General features: G+C 43.8%; 16 protein-coding genes and 1 pseudogene. 7 read left to right on the forward strand and 10 right to left on the reverse strand.

From position 1 onward, the window contains the following. Positions 1–512: 512 nt before the first annotated feature. Genes L1S32_RS04190 through L1S32_RS04200 form a run of 3 tightly spaced genes read right to left on the reverse strand, consistent with a single transcriptional unit; the run spans position 513 to position 3,216 of the window. Positions 513–1,526, reverse strand: a complete 1,014-nt coding sequence (locus L1S32_RS04190) for a formyltransferase family protein (protein ID WP_278156388.1) — start codon at positions 1,524–1,526, stop codon at positions 513–515. Between the two features lie 27 nt (positions 1,527–1,553). Then, positions 1,554–2,555 (reverse strand): GNAT family N-acetyltransferase, encoded by a 1,002-nt coding sequence (locus tag L1S32_RS04195; RefSeq protein ID WP_278156390.1) that lies wholly within the window; start codon positions 2,553–2,555, stop codon positions 1,554–1,556. Further along, positions 2,548–3,216 (reverse strand): polysaccharide deacetylase family protein, encoded by a 669-nt coding sequence (locus tag L1S32_RS04200; protein ID WP_278156392.1) that lies wholly within the window; start codon positions 3,214–3,216, stop codon positions 2,548–2,550. Before L1S32_RS04200 ends, L1S32_RS04195 begins: the two co-directional genes overlap by 8 nt. A 1,405-nt stretch (positions 3,217–4,621) precedes the next feature. Between L1S32_RS04200 and gmd the strand changes: the two genes are divergently transcribed. From gmd to L1S32_RS04220, 4 genes are all read left to right on the forward strand, one after another. Beyond that, positions 4,622–5,665, forward strand: coding sequence for a GDP-mannose 4,6-dehydratase (gene gmd / locus L1S32_RS04205; protein ID WP_278156394.1), 1,044 nt, complete (start codon positions 4,622–4,624; stop codon positions 5,663–5,665). A gap of 1 nt (position 5,666) precedes the next feature. Next, positions 5,667–6,617: a GDP-L-fucose synthase gene (locus L1S32_RS04210; RefSeq protein ID WP_278156396.1), complete on the forward strand. Its 951-nt coding sequence runs from the start codon at positions 5,667–5,669 to the stop codon at positions 6,615–6,617. A gap of 29 nt (positions 6,618–6,646) precedes the next feature. Beyond that, entirely contained in the window at positions 6,647–7,774 is a 1,128-nt protein-coding gene (locus L1S32_RS04215; protein ID WP_278156398.1) for a glycosyltransferase, read from the forward strand. A gap of 131 nt (positions 7,775–7,905) precedes the next feature. After that, positions 7,906–9,051 (forward strand): glycosyltransferase, encoded by a 1,146-nt coding sequence (locus L1S32_RS04220; protein ID WP_278156400.1) that lies wholly within the window; start codon positions 7,906–7,908, stop codon positions 9,049–9,051. 63 nt (positions 9,052–9,114) lie between these two features. Here L1S32_RS04220 and L1S32_RS04225 read toward each other — a convergent pair whose 3' ends face one another. From L1S32_RS04225 to L1S32_RS04250, 6 genes are all read right to left on the reverse strand, one after another. Continuing rightward, complete coding sequence (locus L1S32_RS04225) at positions 9,115–10,170, reverse strand: glycosyltransferase family 2 protein (protein WP_278156403.1); 1,056 nt, start codon at positions 10,168–10,170, stop codon at positions 9,115–9,117. A 163-nt stretch (positions 10,171–10,333) separates the two neighbouring features. Beyond that, positions 10,334–11,593, reverse strand: a complete 1,260-nt coding sequence (locus tag L1S32_RS04230) for a hypothetical protein (RefSeq protein ID WP_278156405.1) — start codon at positions 11,591–11,593, stop codon at positions 10,334–10,336. Positions 11,594–11,735: 142 nt separating this feature from the next. Beyond that, a complete protein-coding gene (locus L1S32_RS04235; protein ID WP_278156407.1) occupies positions 11,736–12,446 on the reverse strand; it encodes a sugar phosphate nucleotidyltransferase in 711 nt (236 codons plus the stop codon). Then, the gene (gene rfbD / locus L1S32_RS04240) at positions 12,443–13,264 is read right to left on the reverse strand and encodes a dTDP-4-dehydrorhamnose reductase (RefSeq protein ID WP_278156409.1); all 822 of its coding nucleotides are present in this window, start codon (positions 13,262–13,264) and stop codon (positions 12,443–12,445) included. The genes L1S32_RS04235 and rfbD overlap by 4 nt, the downstream gene beginning before the upstream one ends. After that, positions 13,261–14,232, reverse strand: coding sequence for a dTDP-glucose 4,6-dehydratase (rfbB, locus tag L1S32_RS04245; protein WP_278156411.1), 972 nt, complete (start codon positions 14,230–14,232; stop codon positions 13,261–13,263). The genes rfbD and rfbB overlap by 4 nt, the downstream gene beginning before the upstream one ends. 22 nt (positions 14,233–14,254) lie before the next feature. Continuing rightward, complete coding sequence (locus tag L1S32_RS04250) at positions 14,255–14,731, reverse strand: dTDP-4-dehydrorhamnose 3,5-epimerase family protein (protein ID WP_278156413.1); 477 nt, start codon at positions 14,729–14,731, stop codon at positions 14,255–14,257. A 415-nt stretch (positions 14,732–15,146) separates the two neighbouring features. Between L1S32_RS04250 and L1S32_RS04255 the strand changes: the two are divergent. The 3 genes and pseudogenes from L1S32_RS04255 to L1S32_RS04265 all read left to right on the forward strand — a co-directional run. Beyond that, a pseudogene (locus L1S32_RS04255) lies at positions 15,147–15,379 on the forward strand (IS5/IS1182 family transposase); the annotation flags it as partial. 932 nt (positions 15,380–16,311) lie between these two features. After that, a complete protein-coding gene (locus L1S32_RS04260; RefSeq protein ID WP_278156415.1) occupies positions 16,312–16,869 on the forward strand; it encodes a DUF1616 domain-containing protein in 558 nt (185 codons plus the stop codon). Between the two features lie 179 nt (positions 16,870–17,048). Next, on the forward strand, positions 17,049–18,644 hold the full coding sequence (locus L1S32_RS04265) for a right-handed parallel beta-helix repeat-containing protein (protein WP_278156417.1): 1,596 nt from the start codon (positions 17,049–17,051) through the stop codon (positions 18,642–18,644). Between the two features lie 466 nt (positions 18,645–19,110). On the opposite strand, the gene L1S32_RS04270 is transcribed toward L1S32_RS04265, so the two are convergent. Beyond that, on the reverse strand, positions 19,111–19,461 hold the full coding sequence (locus L1S32_RS04270) for a hypothetical protein (protein ID WP_278156419.1): 351 nt from the start codon (positions 19,459–19,461) through the stop codon (positions 19,111–19,113). Between the last annotated feature and the right edge of the window lie 386 nt (positions 19,462–19,847).

Below are 19,847 nucleotides of genomic sequence, written 5' to 3' on the forward strand. Positions count from 1 at the left end.
CTGATTCTGATTCTGTTTGGCGAGGAAACAGATGGATCTGCCCCTCTCATGATAGTTGCTCTTCATCATGGCAAATAAGATGGACATTCCCCGCATCATATGTGTTCCAGATAATGGTATGAAATACAAATCAAACGCGTTACTGAAGATTATATGGTACGATCCAGAGAGCCGGTATGTTTCTCAGACGTAGCATCACCGGGAACCGATGAAACGCCATGCCGGAAAGGTCACCAGTATATCCCGGTTGCCCGGATACGGATTTTCGGTATGCAACTTAGCCCCCCTGATGTTTCCCGGGATGCTTCACCCTGTACATTTCTACCAAATCGGAAGTGAATCGAATAGGTAGATAAAATTCGTGAATAAAATGCACGTTTTATCATCAGAATATCATTTTTTTCTGAAAGGTAAAGCAAAATGAGGAGAATTCATGGGGTGTTTTCCAAATACATGCACCTTTCAAATTTTATTCCGCCGCAATCGGGTGAATCTGAGTGAGAGCGGCACACTTAGTATTTAAACCACTTAAAACAGTGAAGACCCTGATTAAATACCCAGTATAATGTATTTTTGGCACGATAATCGACCGATAATTGAATTATTCCATTATTTCCAGCAATACAATAGCCATCAGATAATTTGATAATCACTCCTTTATCCATATCATCCGCATTATCTTTTTGATATTCACCCACATCCCACCTTTGGCCAGCATAAATACCACCTGGCGGTTCGATAAGATCCATGTATTTTGCATACCCCCTTAATACGTGCCAGATACGTTCAATATCCCATTTTTCCCAGTCAATGATATTTTTTTGTTCCCCGGATAATATCTGCCTCGCCCGTAATGTAGGGCTATGTACCGGTTGAATAATTTTCGGAGCATCCCCCCTTTCTATCGCATCTATTGCCTTCAGGAAAAGAGGAACACCAATCGTTTTGATCATGTTGTTATTCAGTTCCGGTCCATCACTCCCGGGCGGAATATCATACCATTCCTGAAATATTATTTCCCCATTATCCTCTCCTTTACTGATAAAATGGACAGTAACCCCCCCAGATTTTTCCATATTGTAATACATCCAAAAAAACGGATTTGGCCCCCGATATGAGGGTAAGAGTGATGGGTGCAGGTTGACTGCACCACATTTCGGAATGGAAAGAATATTTTCATTCAACAGGTGAGACATTGAATATACAGCGATAATATCAGGGTTTTTCGATCGAACCCAGGACGCAAAAAGGTCCTGATTTTCATTGGTTAAATAATAATATGGAATATTCTTTTTTTTGCACAAAGAATGCAGATTTTCGGTATTATTCAATTTTTCGTATAATCCGGAAAGGTTCCGTTTCAATTGTGAGGGAACAATTCTTGGAGCGTCTTCCGCTATCCCTGCAATAGTATGTTTTGAACTCAGAAATGCCGGCATTATTGGAGACATTCCCTGAGTAATAATTATAATAATAATGGTAACCACCCCTAAACCAATAGTCAGGGCCCTTTTTGAGACGTACATGTGGTGCGTGAAATAAAAATATTCAATTCAGAATTTCCTCCTGATTTTCATTGCAAGCTCAATAATTGATGAATAATTCTCCACACTGTAATATGGAACCAGCTTTGGGTTAAATTTGGCAGCAAATTCTGCCAGATTCGGAATATTTCCCTGCATCATATTTACTTCCCCAAAACCTTTGCTGCATAATTCCTGAAGAATAGTATATACTGAGAAAATATTCACTCCGCTGTTTCTAAAATCCGGATCAGAGGCAACACTCCATATATATGCTCTTTTTGTGTCCCACAACCAGATTTGTGACCCGATAATTTCATCATACTGATTTTTTGCAATCCACATGTCACCAATTTTATTCCGGTTTATGTGTTCAATCACTTTATTAAATGCAGTAATATCTGCAGGTGGCAGAAGATTTTGCCGCTCAAATACTTTTTGAAACAAAGTATTGTGAATCTCTGCATTCCTGATGCTTTGGAGGCTTATACCGGATTTCGTCGCACGCGTAATCTCTCTTTTAATCTCTCTTGAGGCATTGTTCAGATCAAAAGAATTCAGGTCAAGATAATACGTATAAAAAACTCTGCTTATCCATCTATTCCATGTTAACGGCCTGACGTCCAATATGTCAGGAGAATTCGTAATAATTGTGGATAAATACTTTTGATTCCGAATTAATTTTTCCAGACTATGAATGCAAAGGAAGTAATCTTCTTCCATTTTTCGAATTTTAGTGCTATTAGACGGCCTTAAAACAAAACCACCGTATGGTGTCATTACACTCGTTGAAATTGCATTTTTAAAAATACCTTTTGATTTATAAATGAATAGTGAGCACCCGCACATTAATTCATTTTTATCATTAAAGCAACCGAATATTTTTGGTTCAGCTTTAAACGATTCACTGCAAAGACCCAGCCAGTCACTGGTATGAAATATCGTACCCTGGACAGAATTCTCTACCAATTCATCCCAAACTGAGTATTCGGATTCTTCCAGAACTCTGGCTTCAATGGTTGATTTACCCATTACTTTTCCACCACTTTGCAATATCCTCCCCGCTCGTCATCCAGGCGCCCTTATCAGAACAGTACTCCAGAATCTTCCTGTACATCATCTGCTCAGGCAGGTCATCCACCAGAGAGTCATTGTGCCAGAGGAGCGTAAAGACACCCCGGCACTCTGCTGTGGAGTCTATAAGGCAACGCACCACTTTCAGGGCAGCCTCTGTGTCCAGACGCATATACGGATCTAAGAGCGAGGTTTCCATGACAATCAGGGGGATCTCGACAATCCCAACATATTTTTTTGACTCAAGATTGTATGGTAGAAAAGGATGGCACATCCCATTCCTGAAGCCCACACAATCGCCATATCCAAAGGTGGTATCATACATAAATCCGGCATGGCTCAGATATTCCCACGTATCCGGCACCCGGAAGTGGAGATAGTGATTCCGATATCCGACTACATCTGAACCAAGGGCATCCTCCAGTCTCTTTTTTTCTTCACAAATCCGTTCATAGGAATTATATGCCGTATGCCCTCCGTGAAGTCCCACCTCCCATCCCCTCCCCGGGATATTTCTGATCTCATCTTTTAAATCCAGAATATCATATGAATAATCCTTATCTCCGGGTTTTAAGGCAAGAAAATAAAAACTTGATTTTGCGCCATAATTCTCTTCCATATCCATAATTTTTTCAAAATTGCACAAAGGATTTCTTTTATTGTATACGTCTTTGATAGACCTTGAAAAGGTATTTTTGTTTTTTCTATACAGAGATTGTGCTACATGAAACCCTCGTTCGGGAACGCCCCGGTAAACAAAGTCAATGTCATGAGTGAGGCAGACTGCAAATCTCATGCCATCAGGATATTCAGGTTTGTACCCTGAATCTATCAGAAATCTGGATACGTCCGGCTGAAAAATGTCTCTTGTTTTGCTAAGGTAATAGGGGAAACGATCATGCTTATCCCTGAATGCAGAATTGTATTCTTCCTTTCTTGAAAAATGATCCCATAAATCCGGCCGGTTTTTCAATAATTCATGGTATTCCCTGTTCATAAGCAACCCTTCAACAGTGAATAGAGAGCATTTCAGAAGGCATCGTTCCTACAGCATCTCCTTTACCAATATACCGGGGGTTTCCATCCTTTTCGATGGTATTTCATGGAATATTTCAACAATCTTCGTTTAATCAGCCCCAATCGGCTCATTCCACCCACCTTCCAATGTCTCAGCGCACCCGGTGCTCTCCCGCAGCCGTATGCAGGGTACTTCAGCATATCCCGCCGCCAGAGACCCGCCCCCCTGTCCCGGAGTCAGTGAGAATCATCTTTGATGTTTCATCAATGGAGTATGCCCAAATACGCGAGGGATTCAGTCAGTCAAATATTCTTCGGGAGATTATCATATGAGGCAATAAGCCTTTCGGGTTTTCTTCAGTCCGGGATAGCGGGAATAAAATGATCGAACGATTGCAGTTTCATCACCATGCTCTCAAATTTCACCAGACATCTCCATAATACGCCCCACGTACTCTTCTGTGTTCATGTTCGACGCCTGGTGAACGGTAGCGACATCATACGCCCCCACCACCTGATCTGTATCATCACATTGTACCTGATTAACCTCATATATCCACCATCACATCGGATTTGGCGTACGGGAAACTGAATATAACAGTTCAAAAATTGAAACATTACAATCCTGAACATATCCTAAAGAAAATACCATAAATTCCGCTATACACCGGTTATGTCACATTGAGGACATCGGGGAAATTATGGTGCTCACGGTGCGACAATCAGAACCACCCCCGGCCCAGCGACAGATATCATTAAATATTGTTACGAAAATAGCAGAGCGGAATATGGTAATAATTTCCACCAAAATAACCTCCATATTGTGAGTATTATTGCAATTTAAAGACAAAAAATAGGCCATCATTTATTTTTAATGAAGAAACGTAAAGAAATGCCAACAAATATGCAGACATATTTATATAATAGTACAGCAAGGGTGCCCGGAAAAATGGAGAACAACTATTTATACAATTTGATATGTATAGACCATCAGACCGGGTGAAAATATGACAACAGCATTAATTACTGGAATCACGGGCCAGGATGGTTCATATCTTGCAGAATTACTGCTCCACAAGGGTTATGAAGTGCATGGCCTGATCAGACGATCATCCACTTTTAACACCTCACGGCTTGGCCACATCTACGAAGATCCCCATGACCCCGGGGCCCGCCTTTTTCTTCATTACGGCGACCTCTCAGACTGTGAGCAGATATCCAATATCGTCTACAATATCAAACCAGACGAAATTTATCACCTCGGTGCTCAGAGCCATGTGCGGGTGAGCTTCGATACACCTGAATATACCGGGTCTGTAACCGGCCTCGGAACGACCCGCCTCCTGGAAACGATACGGAAGAGCGGAAATGGGATAAAATTCTACCAGGCATCAAGCAGCGAGATGTTTGGAGCAACACCTCCCCCCCAGAATGAAAAAACGCCATTTTGGCCAAGAAGCCCGTATGCGTGTGCGAAAGTCTACGCATATTGGATGACGAAAAATTATCGTGACGGGTACAACATGTTTGCCGCCAATGGCATTCTCTTCAACCATGAATCACCTCGTCGCGGTGAAACATTTGTCACACGGAAGATTACCCGTGGAATAGCAGGAATCCTTTCCGGAAAGGAAAAATACCTCTATCTTGGAAATTTGGACGCTCGCCGGGACTGGGGTTTTGCCCCGGAATATGTCGAGTGCATGTGGCGTATCCTGCAGCAGGACGACGCTGATGATTTTGTTATTGGGAGCGGACAGACCAACTCAGTCAGAGAATTTGTTGAAGAATCGTTCACATACGCAGGTTTGGATACCAACGAACATGTCAAAATCGATCCAAAATATTTCAGGCCTACCGAAGTCGAATCATTGATCAGCGATACACAAAAAAGTAAAGAAAAACTGGGATGGACACCAAAAATTAAATTTTATGACCTTGTTCGAATAATGGTCGATGCTGATCTCCGTGCTTATGGTTTAACTCCACCAGGTGAGGGGGATGAAATTCTTCAGAAGGTTTTCCCGGATAAATGGTGGCATGGTGACTAAAATGGAATTCTGGGATAACAAAAATATATTAGTAACAGGCGGAGCCGGATTCCTCGGCACCTTCCTCATCGAAAAACTTCTGCTAAAAGGTGTACAGAAAGAAAATATCAGAATACCAAGAAGCAAAGACCTCGACCTCCGAGAGTGGGAGGGCTGTACAGAGGCAGTTGAAGGCATTGACATTGTCATTCACCTTGCTGCACGTGTCGGGGGAATCGGGTACAATCAAAAATATCCGGCAAACCTCTTTTACGACAACGCGATGATGGGCATTCAACTGATTGAAGCAGCCCGGTTAGCGGGTGTTGATAAATTTGTCGAGGTCGGTACAATCTGTGCATATCCGAAGTATACACCAGTACCATTCAAAGAGGAAGATCTCTGGAACGGTTATCCCGAGGAGACAAACGCCCCTTATGGCCTCGCAAAAAAGATGCTCCTGGTTCAGACCCAGGCATACAGACAACAGTACGGGTTCAATGGCATCTATCTCCTTCCCGTGAACCTCTATGGGCCGGGAGATAATTTTCATCCCGAACACTCCCATGTCATTCCTGCCATTATCAGAAAAGTAGTTACAGCAAGGGACAATGGTGACCGATATATTGAAGCATGGGGAAACGGCAGTGCATCCCGCGAATTTCTCTATGTCGAAGATGCAGCTGAAGGAATTATCCTTGCATCCGAAAAATATGAAAAAGCCGATCCGGTGAACCTTGGTTCAGGCAGAGAAATTACCATAAAAGAGTTGATCACTCTCATTTCTGACCTCGCCGGCTACGATGGCGATATCCACTGGGACACCTCAAAACCAGACGGACAGCCAAGGCGGTGTCTTGATGTCTCCCGGGCGGAAAAAGAGTTTGATTTCCGGTCAAAGACATCTTTTGAGGAGGGCCTGAGAAACACGATCAGCTGGTATGAAAAAACTGCAGCGGAGGGATTAATCTGAAGATCCTCGTCGCATGTTCAACGCTTGACATGAAGTATAAACTTGGCTGCACCCCATCCTGGTGGCAGCTGCTCAAAGCGCTCCATGAGATCGGCAACGAAGTGATCGCCGTCCCTTACCTCGGTGACCCGGTTGAATCGCCATGGTGGAGAACATATCCAAATCCATGCAGTTGTGAGAGTAAAATGTATAATCGCATTCTCGAGCACAAAAAGCGATGCGGAACACTTGCAAGTCACAATGAAAATCCAAATTCTCTCCTGAACAGGTTTGCCGAACGGTATGTAAAGCGAAAATGGGAGGACCATATCTTCTCCATACTTCAAAGTGAGAAGGATGTTGATGCCGTCTTTATCATGAACATCCCTCTCAATCACATCAAAGGGATTGCAGAAAAGATACATGAGGAATTCGCGATACCTGTCGAGTATTATGACGGCGACATGCCAACAATTCTTCCAAAATATGCAACAGGAAGAGGATTTAAATTCAATTATTATGTTGATGCAGACCTTTCGGAGTTTGATGCATTCTTTACGAACTCAAAAGGTGTCATACCCGACCTTGAAGAGATGGGGGCCAGAAACGTTCACCCCCTCTATTATGCGGCAGATCCGGATCTCTTTACACCGGTCAATATTGAAAAGGATATTGACATCTCATTTTTTGGTTATGGGAGCGAATTCAGGGAGGAATGGATGACAAAGATGATTGCCAATCCTTCAATGCATCTTGCCGATGTAAACTTCAGCGTTGGCGGGAGAGGATTTGGAATCCCCATGAAAAAAGTACACCTCATCGGAGATCTCTCATACAGTGCCTTCAGAGAGTTTTGCTGCCGAAGCAAGATATGCCTGAATATAACCCGGTGGTCACATACGAACGTCTATGCCTCGGCAACGGCACGACCATTTGAGCTGGCAGCATATGGTGCATGCATCGTGTCACAGCCCTACAATGGAATTGAAGAGTGGTTTGATGTTGGGAAGGAAATTATGGTTGTCCAAAATGAACGTGAAGCAATTGAAATATACAACTGGTTGCTGTCTTCCGGGGAGGAGAGAGAAAAAATGGGGGAAAATGCACGGAAACGGATTATGATGGAACATACATTTCATCACCGAGCTAAGAAAATCGTTCAGAATTTTGCGAAATGAGACTGAAAATACCCGGAATATCAGAAACAGAAGAGAAAAATGAGCAGGATCAAAACAGCACATGAATCGGTATGCTTGAAAAAAACCGGGTTTAATTTGAAACGACATATAAATTGATCAGAGGTGAAAACGTGAAAATCCTTCAGGTAATTCCTTATTTAAACCCCCAAAAAGGAGGAGATGTAAATGTGTGTTGTAATATATCAAAGAAGCTGGCGGAGAAAGGCCACTCTCTGACGATTATTACATCCGATTATGATTATGATGAGAACTTTTCATCAGAACTGCAATCAGGCGGAATTGAAGTGATCCCGTTTCATTGCAGTTTTAATATGTCGTATTTTTTCATCTCTCCATCAATGAAAAAGTGGTTGGAACAACAGATGAAATCTTTTGATATAATCCACCTCCACAGCTATCGGTCGTATCAAAATTTATTGACATGCCGGTTTGCGAAATCAAATAATATACCATACATTTTGCAGGCACATGGGTCGTTATGCACTTTTTTTCAAAAAAAAGAAATTAAAAAAGTATTTGATTATCTATGGGGTTTTGATCTCCTGGCTGATTCTGCCGGTTTTATTGCACTTTCCACAGCAGAAATGATGCAATACGAATCAATGGGTGCAAAAACAGAAAATATTGAAATAATTCCAAATGGAATATCACTTGACAAATATGATGGATTAAATAAATACGAATCATTTAAACATCAATATGGTATTGAATCTGAGAAAGTGATTCTCTATTTAGGGCGTGTTAACAAGGGCAAAGGATTAGATCTGCTGCTTAAAGCATTTTCTCTCGTTAAGATGAACTACAATAATGTAAAATTAGTAATAATTGGTCCTGACGATGGTGCCCTGAATGATCTCAAGACAATTGCAAACGAATTAGCAATCGATCAGGATGTCATATTCACCGGTTTCGTTAGTGAAGAGGAAAAAATAGCAGCATTACTCGATGCAGACATCTTTGCTACTCCATATTATTGGGGATTTCCGGTAACTTTTATTGAAGCCATGGCATGCAGAACTCCAATAATTACATCCAGAAACGAAAATAATCTGGAATGGATCGATAATTTTGTAGGATATACAACTGACTACAGTGAAACATGTTTCGCCACCTCTATTGAAAAATTGTTACTGGATGATGAGGTCAGAGAACGGTTTGCTTCAAATGGACTTCAGCTTGTTAAACAAAAATATGACTGGAATAAAATTGTTGATGATGTTGAAAAAATATACTCAAAGCATTCTATATCTAAGTGATAATTAAAATGATTGCATTCAGATACATAGATTATTTTACAAGTCAACGAATTATAAAATCAATTATGCCATCAATATTTTCAATCCGTCTTTTGTTCCCTTCAGGTAGGCCTGAGTCTGATCCAGGTTCTTTTCGTAGAGCAGATATACTCCAACATTAAACCAAAATTCCATAATAAAAAAATAACACAGATAAAATAGCTGTTGGTAAATTTTTGCGTGTTTCTTCATAAATAAAAACTCATTTCGCACCATGTAGTATATTGCAATAGATCTCCCTTTCCCACTTTTTGTTGACCCCCCTCCTTTATGCCAAACCTTCGAATTATATGCATACACTGATTTCCAGCCTTCCCTATATCCTCGCATACCCCAGTCATTCTCTTCTCTAAATGAAATGAAGGTGCTATCCAGCATTCCCACCAGTTTTATCATACTGACCTTTGCCAATAGACAGGAACCATGAATATAAGCAACCTCGTTGTTCTCATCATATTGGCCAACATCATTTTGATTATACCCAATATGCTTAGGATGAAAAGTCCAGGTATTCTGTTTCGCTCCTGCAAACTGAATCGTCTTTTTGCTCCCATTATAGTTATAATAATATATTTTTGGTCCGACAAACCCGACCTGACAATCACTTTCTCCAGCAGTAATTAGTTCTGTCAGAAAATTCCTGTCAACCACGGTATCATTATTGAGAAGCAAAACATATTGAGGATTTAAATAATCAATTGCGAATCTCATCGCAATGTTATTGCCTTCCGTAAAACCTTCGTTTTTTTCATTTTTCACCAGTATTAATCTCTGATTTGAGGGGATAGACTGAAAAGCATTTTCGTAAGATGATACTGATTCAATATATTTTTGCTCATATTCAAAAATGTGAATTGGTTTGTTACCCATTTGGTAATCTATAAAGTCTGATTGGACAGGCGTATTGCCACAACAGTAATTTCTGATCTGATCCAGTGAATCATTTTCTGATCCATTATCCACAACCACCACATCAAAATTGGGATACGATATCTGATAGACAGACTCCAAACACTCGATTGTATCCTCCCATCCATTCCAGTTCAGAATAATGATCGAAACACGAGGAGCTGCTTCCATATTATTCACCCCTCTTGCATATCATCAGGCATCTTCCTTCCAAATTTTATTTTTTCGGTCATGCTCCCCAACGGCCCCCTCTCACTGTGGGGGCAGACAATGGCGATACCGGCAGAAAGTAAAAGATACACATCATTTAACCTATATAAGTCATTTGTGAGGCTCAAAGACCTTCCAGTAATTTCAAATACCTGCTGTTCTGCGCATCCCGGGACAGATTTTCAAGATCCAATCCCCTATCATCCCTCAGCTCTCCTAGAGTCCCCCTCTCCCAGTTCTCATAGAGCAGTTCCAGACATTCCAGTATCTGTGGGGATTGGGATAAACAACCAATGCCTAAATGATGTTTTCGAATAAGTTCAAGAAAATAGGTGTCCTCACTTCCTGCGACACCAAAAATAACTTTTCCACTTCGAATATAATCAAAAAATTTTCCTGTTAGCATATATCTTCCCCTTCTTTCATCAGCATAATTGAGAAATAATACATCACACTCCAACATGGTTTTTAAGGAAATATCGTTATTTACCGGGGGCAGCACTTCGAGAGTCTCAGGAAACTGCTTTTTTACTTTTTCTACATCAGCAGCATCGGATGTATTTACACCGACAAATCTTAGCAGCACCATTTTATTTTCCTGAAATATTTGAAATGCCTTCAGAAATGTAGGTATATCATAGTACCCCCCCTTATCAAATGAAACACCACCGACATATCCAATAATCATCCGATCAGTGAGCTGGTGACCGGACGCAGTATCATGATTCGCATACTTCTCCAAAACCTCATCCCAATTCTGTTTGGAATATCCGTTCAGGACAACCTCGCACTTATCTCCTGGCAGGCAAAACTGGGATGAAACATCTGAGAGCATCCTCTCATTGAGAAATACAACTTTATCTGCATATTTCAGAGCATTTCGCTCAATATACGACGATATTGCATATGATAAATAGGGGGTATTCCAGGGATCCCGGTAGTCAATGATTACATTCACTTCAGGAAAACGCTTTTTTATCTGTGGAACAAGACAAAACAGCGAAAACGGAGGGCCGCTTATTATTACATGCCGGATCCCCTTTTCAGATATCGTTCTAAATATGTGTTCCCGTGCATTTCTGATAAATAAGTAACCACCCGTTCCCATACCACGATTTGGCTCATTAAAAATTCCCTTCTCAAGAGAAATGAGATTTGACTTATAAACAAAATATTCCGCAATACCTTTCATCTTGTTTTTTAATTCGCTTCCAGTATGTTCCCCCTCCGGCACAGCGTTATCCTCCGAAGAAATTGCTGCATTGGAAGAACCAATCGGAATAGGATGAAATCGAATTTTGTGGCCGGAGTCACCCCAGTATTCCGCATTTCGTGAGTGGACGACATACACATCATATAAGTGATCGTGAAGATAATCAGCCAAAAAATACATCCGTTGACACCCCCCCCATGGGCTGTATGGAATCATATTCGTCGTGATAATCATTACCGATCTCTCACGATTTCTCATATTTTGTGGCCCTCATGTAGCAATTTGTTTCCTCAAGTGATTATACACAGTTATTTTAGAGAGCCCTCTTCTCCTGAACCATCATGCTCGCTCTCAGCAAACTATCAAATGTGCCCGCATCACTCCAGAATCCTTTGAGGATCGCAAATTCCATTGCCCCCCTTCTGATGTAGGAGTTGTTGACGTCTGTAATTTCGAGCTCGCCACGCCCGGAAGGTACGAGAGTCCTGATGCTGTCAAAGACACGCCCGTCGTAGAAGTATAGGCCGGTGACAGCGTTGTTTGACTTTGGCTCTTTCGGTTTCTCCTCTATGCCGATGACCTGATTTCCGTCAACCTCCGCGACACCGAAGCGGTAGGGGTCTGGCACTTCCTTGAGGAAAATCTTCGCCCCACCCTCGAACGCCTCGACATCCTTTCTGAAATTATCCTGAAATATGTTGTCACCGAGAATGACTGCCACATCCTCCTTGCGGGCCCAGCGCTCCGCGAGACCGAGCGCCTGTGCAATTCCACCGGCCTCGTCCTGAATTTCATAGGTAATTCGGATGCCAAACTCCGACCCGGACCCAAGGAGCTCAAGAAAGTCGCCGGCATGGCCTTTGCCGGAAACGATCATAACCTCCGTTATCCCTGCGTCAATGAGGGTATGGAGCGGATAGTAGATCATCGGTTTGTCGTAGACGGGCAGCAGGTGCTTGTTCGTCACCTTGGTAAGGGGGTGAAGGCGGGATCCTGTCCCCCCGGCGAGGATAATGCCTTTCATAATGATATCTCCCTGGATCTCTTGGATCTGATTTTCAGGTAGTCTGTCAGGGCGTCCTGCCAGGGACGCATTGGATTTGTCTTTGTATTTTCAAGGACGGAAAACTTCGGTCGCTTAGCGGGCCGGAGGAACTCTTCGGATGAGCAGGGCTCCACATTCGGTATGATTGCAGAGGCAAATTCAAACCACGAACATATGCGATCGTTTGTGATATGATATATCCCGGGCTCCCCTTTGACTATCTCCGGTGTCTTTGAAGCGAGGTCGCGAGTATTGGTGGGTTTCCCGAACTGGTCATTGACAACCCGGACCATCTCCATCTCTGTGGAGAGCCGGATCATCGTCTCGACAAAATTCGGGCCATGCAGGCCAAAAAGCCAGGACGTACGGATGATACGATAATCCTCCATCGCCACCATAATCCTCTGCTCACCGCTGAGCTTTGATGCCCCGTAGACGTTGATCGGATGTGGTGTATCCACCTCTTGATACGACTCCTGTGAGCCATCGAATACATAGTCTGTGCTGTAGTGGACAAGAGCCGCCCCTGCCTCATGGCAGGCGGCAGCAAGGTAGCCGGGACCCTCACCATTCACTGCAAATGCGAGTTCCTGCTGTTCTTCACAGCCATCGACATTCGTGAACGCCGCGGCGTTGATGACAAGCGACGGTTTCAGGTCGAAAATAAAGGACGATACCGCTTTTTCATCGGTGATGTCGAGTTCGTGGCCCCGGCAAACCGCACCGGGATAGACCTCCTGCAGATCGTGACCGAGCATACCGGACGCCCCGAGGATGAGCACCTTTTTTTCCGTCATCGGGCCCCTTCCTTTAGTGGGCGCCACCACCATTCGTTCTCACCATACCACCGGACTGTCGCCGTCATCGCCTCGTCAAAGGGAAATGCGGGCTCCCAGCCTATCCTGCGGAGCTTGGAAAAGTCGAGCGAGTAGCGGAAGTCATGCCCTTTCCGATCCTCGACATACTCAATCATCGACTCATCCTTGCCGAGCGCCCTAAGAATTGTATGCGTAATTTCGAGGTTCGTCTTCTCCTCACCGCCGCCGATATTGTATGCCTCACCGGGCTTACCGTTTTCGAGAAGAAAGTCGATAGCCCTGCAGTGGTCAGTGACAAAGAGCCAGTCGCGGACGTTCTCCCCGGTTCCGTAGATAGGGACCTTCTTCCCCTCCATGAGATTCGTCGCAAAAAGGGGAATGAGCTTTTCAGGATACTGGAAAGGCCCATAATTGTTCGTGCATCTGGTGACGATCACCGGCAGCCGGTGTGTGTGCCAGTATGAGAGGGCGAGGAGGTCGGACCCCGCCTTGGTCGATGAATAGGGACTCGAGGGATTCAGATTGTCGGTCTCAACAAAAGATCCCTCACGAGTACTTCCGTAGACTTCATCAGTTGAGACATGGATGAACCGTTCGATCCCATGGGCAAGGGCTGCGTCCAGCATCGTAAAGGTCCCAAGCACATTGGTCTTCACAAAGACCGATCCGTCGGCGATGGAACGATCCACATGGCTCTCCGCTGCGAAGTGGACCACCGTGTCTATGTGATATTGATCCAGCACCCCATCCACGACTGCCCGGTCGCAGATGTCGCCCTGTACAAACGCGTAGCGGGAATCGTCCTCAATGTCCCTGAGGTTCGCCGGGTTGCCGGCGTAGGTGAGGACATCAAGGTTCGTGACTGAAATCGTGGGATGGCTCTCCAGCATATGGCGGATAAAATTGCTGCCGATGAAACCGGACCCCCCTGTGACCAACAGATGCATCTTCTCCCACTCCCGGAATGGATTAACCGTGTTTCACTCCGGGGACAAGCCCCCAGTCGTAAGGTATTTCATCAGTATCCGGAGGCAGGCGGAACTCATCCGGATCGGAGTAATTATAGGCAAGTGTAGGGATACTGACAAAGAATGCTGTCGTATCACCGATAGCTTTGAACCCATGGCAGACTCCCGGCGGTACGGTGACAAGAGCGGGGTTCTTCTCCCCGATGAAAAGCTCCATGAGATTTCGGAATGTTGGCGAGTCCTCCCGGTCATCGTAGAGCGCGACCTTCATCATCCCATGGACACAGGTGAAGTTATCTGTCTGCTTCTTGTGGTAATGCCATGCCTTGACAACACCGGGATATGCTGTTGTACAGTACACCTGCCCAAACTGTGAGTATATTTCATCATCACATCGCAGGATTTCCATCAGCCAGCCGCGCTCATCCGGGATGACTTTGAGATGTTTGATGTGCACCCCATCTATATCAGCATTCATTGACACAGGGTCGTATTTATTGTATATAAATCTGCACGTGCAAAACCTAAAATAAACAAAGTATAAATATACAATAAAATTTTTTATTAATAGACTATTAACATGAGAATCACAACAATCAATATATTATTATACCCAGGATGACCTTACACAATACCTTATCATCGTTTGACTGAACATTGGCATTTTTTTCCAGCTATTATTCAAAGCATTATTCAAAGTATTCACATTCTCAATCGATTTTGTCTGATAGCTGCTGGAGCAGAATGCAACGCAAAGGAATCGCCACCCAGTCTCTGCTTAGACCCTTCACTTGCTCTGATCCTGATTAATAGAGAGATTGGATGATAGGAAACAGCCTCTCCCCCTTTCGATCCGTTCCCGGCGGTTCATTCACCCCCGAGTACCCCCCATTTCACCCATCCTTTCTACCAATTTCCTGAATAAAACTCCCAAACAGTTTTATTCTTGGGAGGATCATTCCCACAACCACTATTGATTCTTCGGGATTCACCAGCCAATGTGCCAGCCGATATTACTCGCGATACACAGGAAAAATGCGAAAGAACGTTCTGAAAACGCCATTTCGGTTGATACACATAAACAGGCGATCATGTTCGCAAACTCTCCCTGAAGCCGGTATATGAACTCAAACACTAAAAAACTGCTCAGACAACATCAAAGAACCTAAAAATGAGGATTTGTTTTGATAGCAGGGATTATTCAGCAGTATCATGAAAGAGATAAAGTCGACACAGCATTCCCCGTCATTGAAAGAAAATTTGCGGAAGAATCAAATGCACGAAAATATCGATATCGGGCCAGGGAATACAAAATATAAATGATCCTCCATAGCCTTACAAACGCGACTCAATCTGCAGTTTTGTTACTATACCCGGGGAATTCACCAGAGCCAATCTTTCGAATTTGGCCCCCATTCTTTCAGTTGAATAGGAAGAAGGAATGATCTTTTTCTTCCTATCTGACTGCGAGAAATCCCTATGATTTACCAATACGAAATTGAGGCAACCCGATCTGCCAGTCAGTATTGCATATCACATCCGGAATGGAGCCGGACTGGTCGGTGAGACTCACATTCAAACGAAAAGAGGGGAAAATTACTTACCGATTGAGGGAATTGTGTGATTGAGAGAATGATGTGGTCATGAACGGCAGTGGCCCTGCAGTGCTTCTATGCATTCGGGCCGTGGCGTGATCCATCTCCGGAGTATGCAGCGGAGATAAAGAGTGAAGTTCATCGAATGAAGGAGACCTACAGCCGACAGTCCACCCCCCGGGGAATGAACAGACCCGCTTTGCCTACGTATAAGACAGCGTCCGGGGGCGAATACCTTTGCCATGGAGGGAGATAGGGGCGGAGAAGGGAACTTCTTAAAATACCCGAGGGGACGAGATCCACAGGTTGCCGGACATTTTCCGATTACGGGATGCATTTGGATCAGAACCGGATTGTAGATTGAATAAAGGAGATTAATGTCTGATATCCAAGGAACGTGAGTGGCCCACAGGGAGGGGAGATGTGATACAAGACATTAGGTTCTGGAAGATTTGAATGATGAATGAAAAAATGGTGTGTTGGGGGCGTATGCGGTGAGGAGAAGATGACAGCAGGCACCTCAAATGGTTTGGCACTGCACAGGTTCATGATTGTGGTGCTCGGGATCGTATTGCTCTTTGCAATTGCTGCAATTGTATTTGTCATCCTTGTACCGATTGAAGGCGAGCATTACACGGAATTTTATCTTCTCGGGAAGGATGGAGTGGCAGCAGGATATCCCGAACGGATACGTATCGGAGAGCCAGAAACGGTGATCATCGGCATTCACAATCACGAGTATAGGGATGTTGCATATCAGGTAGAGGTTTATCTTCTTGACGAAACCACTGACTGGAATGAGTCGGTTATCAATGCCATGGCGCCCCTCGACGAGTTTAGGGTCAACCTTTCGCATGATCAAAACGAGGAGCGGATGTTTACATTTTTTGTCAATGAGACGGAATACAATCGCCTCGAATTTCTGCTCTTCAACGAAAAGGTGCCGCCAGAACAGGTGATGGGGGAAGAGAGGATCAATGCCAGCTATCGTGATCTTCACCTTTGGATACAGGTGGAATAGGAAGGATGCCCCCTTTATTCACCGGAGTGTATTTTTCAATTTTAATCAACCCCTGCCACTTCCTGAAAGTACACATTTTCATTCTCCAAAAGGCAGAGAATGATTTGAATTGTTGGTGTTGAGATTATAATACTGGAATCTGATCAGGCATATCATTGGATTTAAGGTGGTATTTGAACATGCCATATGAGGACATCGTCGAGAATATGGGGATTGGAATACGGGTGGCAATCCTGCTGGGGCTGATTGGCATATTCCTCTTTCCATGGGTTTTTGAGGTTGCCGGACCGGAACTGGGGCCGACGCTGCTCCCAATGCCCTCATCTCCTGATGATATGCCAGAGAGATCCTCATTCATTGTTGCAGCACATGACAGCAGTGCGGCATTGAAGTCGGGGGCCGATTATGTATGTGACGGAGCGCAGGACCAGAAGGAAATAAATGCGGCATTTAATGCATTACCCCAGGGAGGTGAAGTGATCCTTACTCAGGGGACATTCAATTGCGATGAGGCAATTTTACCCGGGGGACACACAAAACTTCGTGGTCAGGGCGTTACGAATACATTTCTTAAATTTTCGAAAGACGGGCAAATCCTGGTGGACAAAGAATATGTTACGCTGGAAAAATTCTATATTTCGGGGAGTGCCCACACGGCAGATATTATGTGGTATGGTGTCATCACCCTCCGGGCGGGCCATTGCACCGTCCGTGATGTCACAGGCACCTGCGATAAAACAATCGAGGCAGTATTCATGGTGATATCCGTTGATTCGAACGGATACAACAAAATCATTGAAGATATTGAGTTTACCAGTTGTAAGGCCATTGATCCCGCGGGATTTGGATTTATACACAACTCCTGGTCAGACGAATACAATCTCATAAAAAATGTCCGATATACTAATTGCCATGCGATCAACTGCGGAAGATATGATCAATTTAATCCCTGGGTAACCGGATTTGACTTTGCAGAGCTAAACGACATGGACAATCTCCGGGTGACAGGGTGCATTGCAGAGGGGTGCTGGGAATCTGGGTTCCATTTTGAATATGATCCCATCGTAACCGACGCCATATTAACAGACTGTATCGCGAGGAACAACGGTCAGAAGCCATTTCCAACTATGAATACACAGGAATTCCTGGCCGGATTCTATGTTGGAAGGGGCGATGTCACATTCCGGAACTGTCAGGCAGAGGGAAACAGTTTTGCCGGATTCTATGTCGATGATGGAAGTGATGTGAAAATAAATGGCTGCACGGATTTAAATACGGCGGTCGGCGAAAGCGATTTCTCCATATATAAGCCAGCCTCGTTCTATATTATCTCCAGCACTACCCCTGTGATGATGGAGGACTGTTCAAGTATAGACTCGAATGGGCATGGGCTCTTCATGGGGCCGGTTACCGCCCAGGTGGAAAACTTCGTCATCACGAATGCGGCAGGGATGGATGGAACTGCCGTACAGTTGGGAACAGTCAGTGGTTCCGTCGATATCCACGCATCCGGAAACAGGGCACCAACCCTTATTAGTGTTGTAGGAGGCATAAATCTGGATTTCACCGGAAGTATTGTTTCAGATGTTGCTCAACCGTTTGTTGTTGATGGATCCGGCACCAGCAATATAGTAATCCATGATGTCGAAACAATTTCAAATACACTTCCTGCTAAATCAACAGGAATAACCATAACGGAAAATGTGCCGGCAGGAGCAGTGCAGATAGTAAACTGCCATGTGATTTCACCAAAGTCATCTTTCGGTTTCATGTAGAATGGGCAGTACCGGATGGATTCATTATGAGGGGAAAATGTGAAATTATGGACTCTGCAGAAAACCTCTCGCCCCCATTTAAAGAGCCATAGTATGGAGGATCATTCTGATCCTGATTTCTTTCATCCGGCGGTACCATTTTCCCGATCGAACGATTTCTCCAGACACCCTCTTTAGAATCGAAAATACCCCGCCACCCCATTTCTCTGACCATTTTTATCCCGGCTGAAATTCTCAAAACATCCTCATCCGATATTTTTCGGAGAAAACAGTTCTAATCCATTCAAGAACAGGAATTACAGATTAAGCTCCAATCAACTCCAAAATCAATCTGTGAATGTCTTCAGAATCATATCATTATTCATACGAAAACACCCCGATGATGGTATCCTCCGGACCGGATATCCGGGATTTTGCATACCGGGAATCATGCACCGGCAGATCTGAAACTTGCAGGCAAGGATCGTCAGTTTATCTGAATCAACAGCAATGAAAGCCCCGGTGATTTATTTCGTGTCCTGTTGATTTCTGGAATAAAGAGGGCCTGCACAGGGGCACTAAACCCGTTAGAATCAATCGACGTACTTGTGATCAGCCCTCCCTTTTCATGCAATATGCAAATACCACATTTCAGAATAATTTCTGAGAAGGCAGGTATGCGCGTCAAATATTTTTGAATAGGAGGAAAAAACACGATGCCCGTCAATTCAGGCACGTCCTGTATTGGAGTTGAGATCTGCATCAATTCAGAGATATCACGACAATACATCCAGACTTTTATTTCATAATGGTCATGCCCAAAAGCAGACACTGCCATATTCCCCCGTATTGCCTCTTAGAAAATTTGGAAGAATGGGGAAGAATATGAGAATTATTTATGACGCTAAAGAGAGGTTTTCACAAGGTTGATACACCTGTTCTCAGACATTATTAAAGGAACTCCCGAAATTTTGTGGTGAAAAACCCTGAAGTTCCCGTACGATCGATATTTCGATCGCTGTTTATTATGGGATTTCTACAAGGCGAAAATTTCCGATTGTCTCAAAAGACAGAACGAAGACACCATACCAGGTGAGAAATCCATCATATGATTTGATTGTTTGTGTTCGAAATGATTATATATGCAGACAATAGAATGTGATTTATTTTTCTAACAAATCAATATGATGCTATTTATTGATATCACCATGTATATCTTCTTAT

The sequence above is a fragment of the Methanogenium sp. S4BF genome, from assembly GCF_029633965.1.
Classification (GTDB): Archaea; Halobacteriota; Methanomicrobia; order Methanomicrobiales; family Methanomicrobiaceae; genus Methanogenium.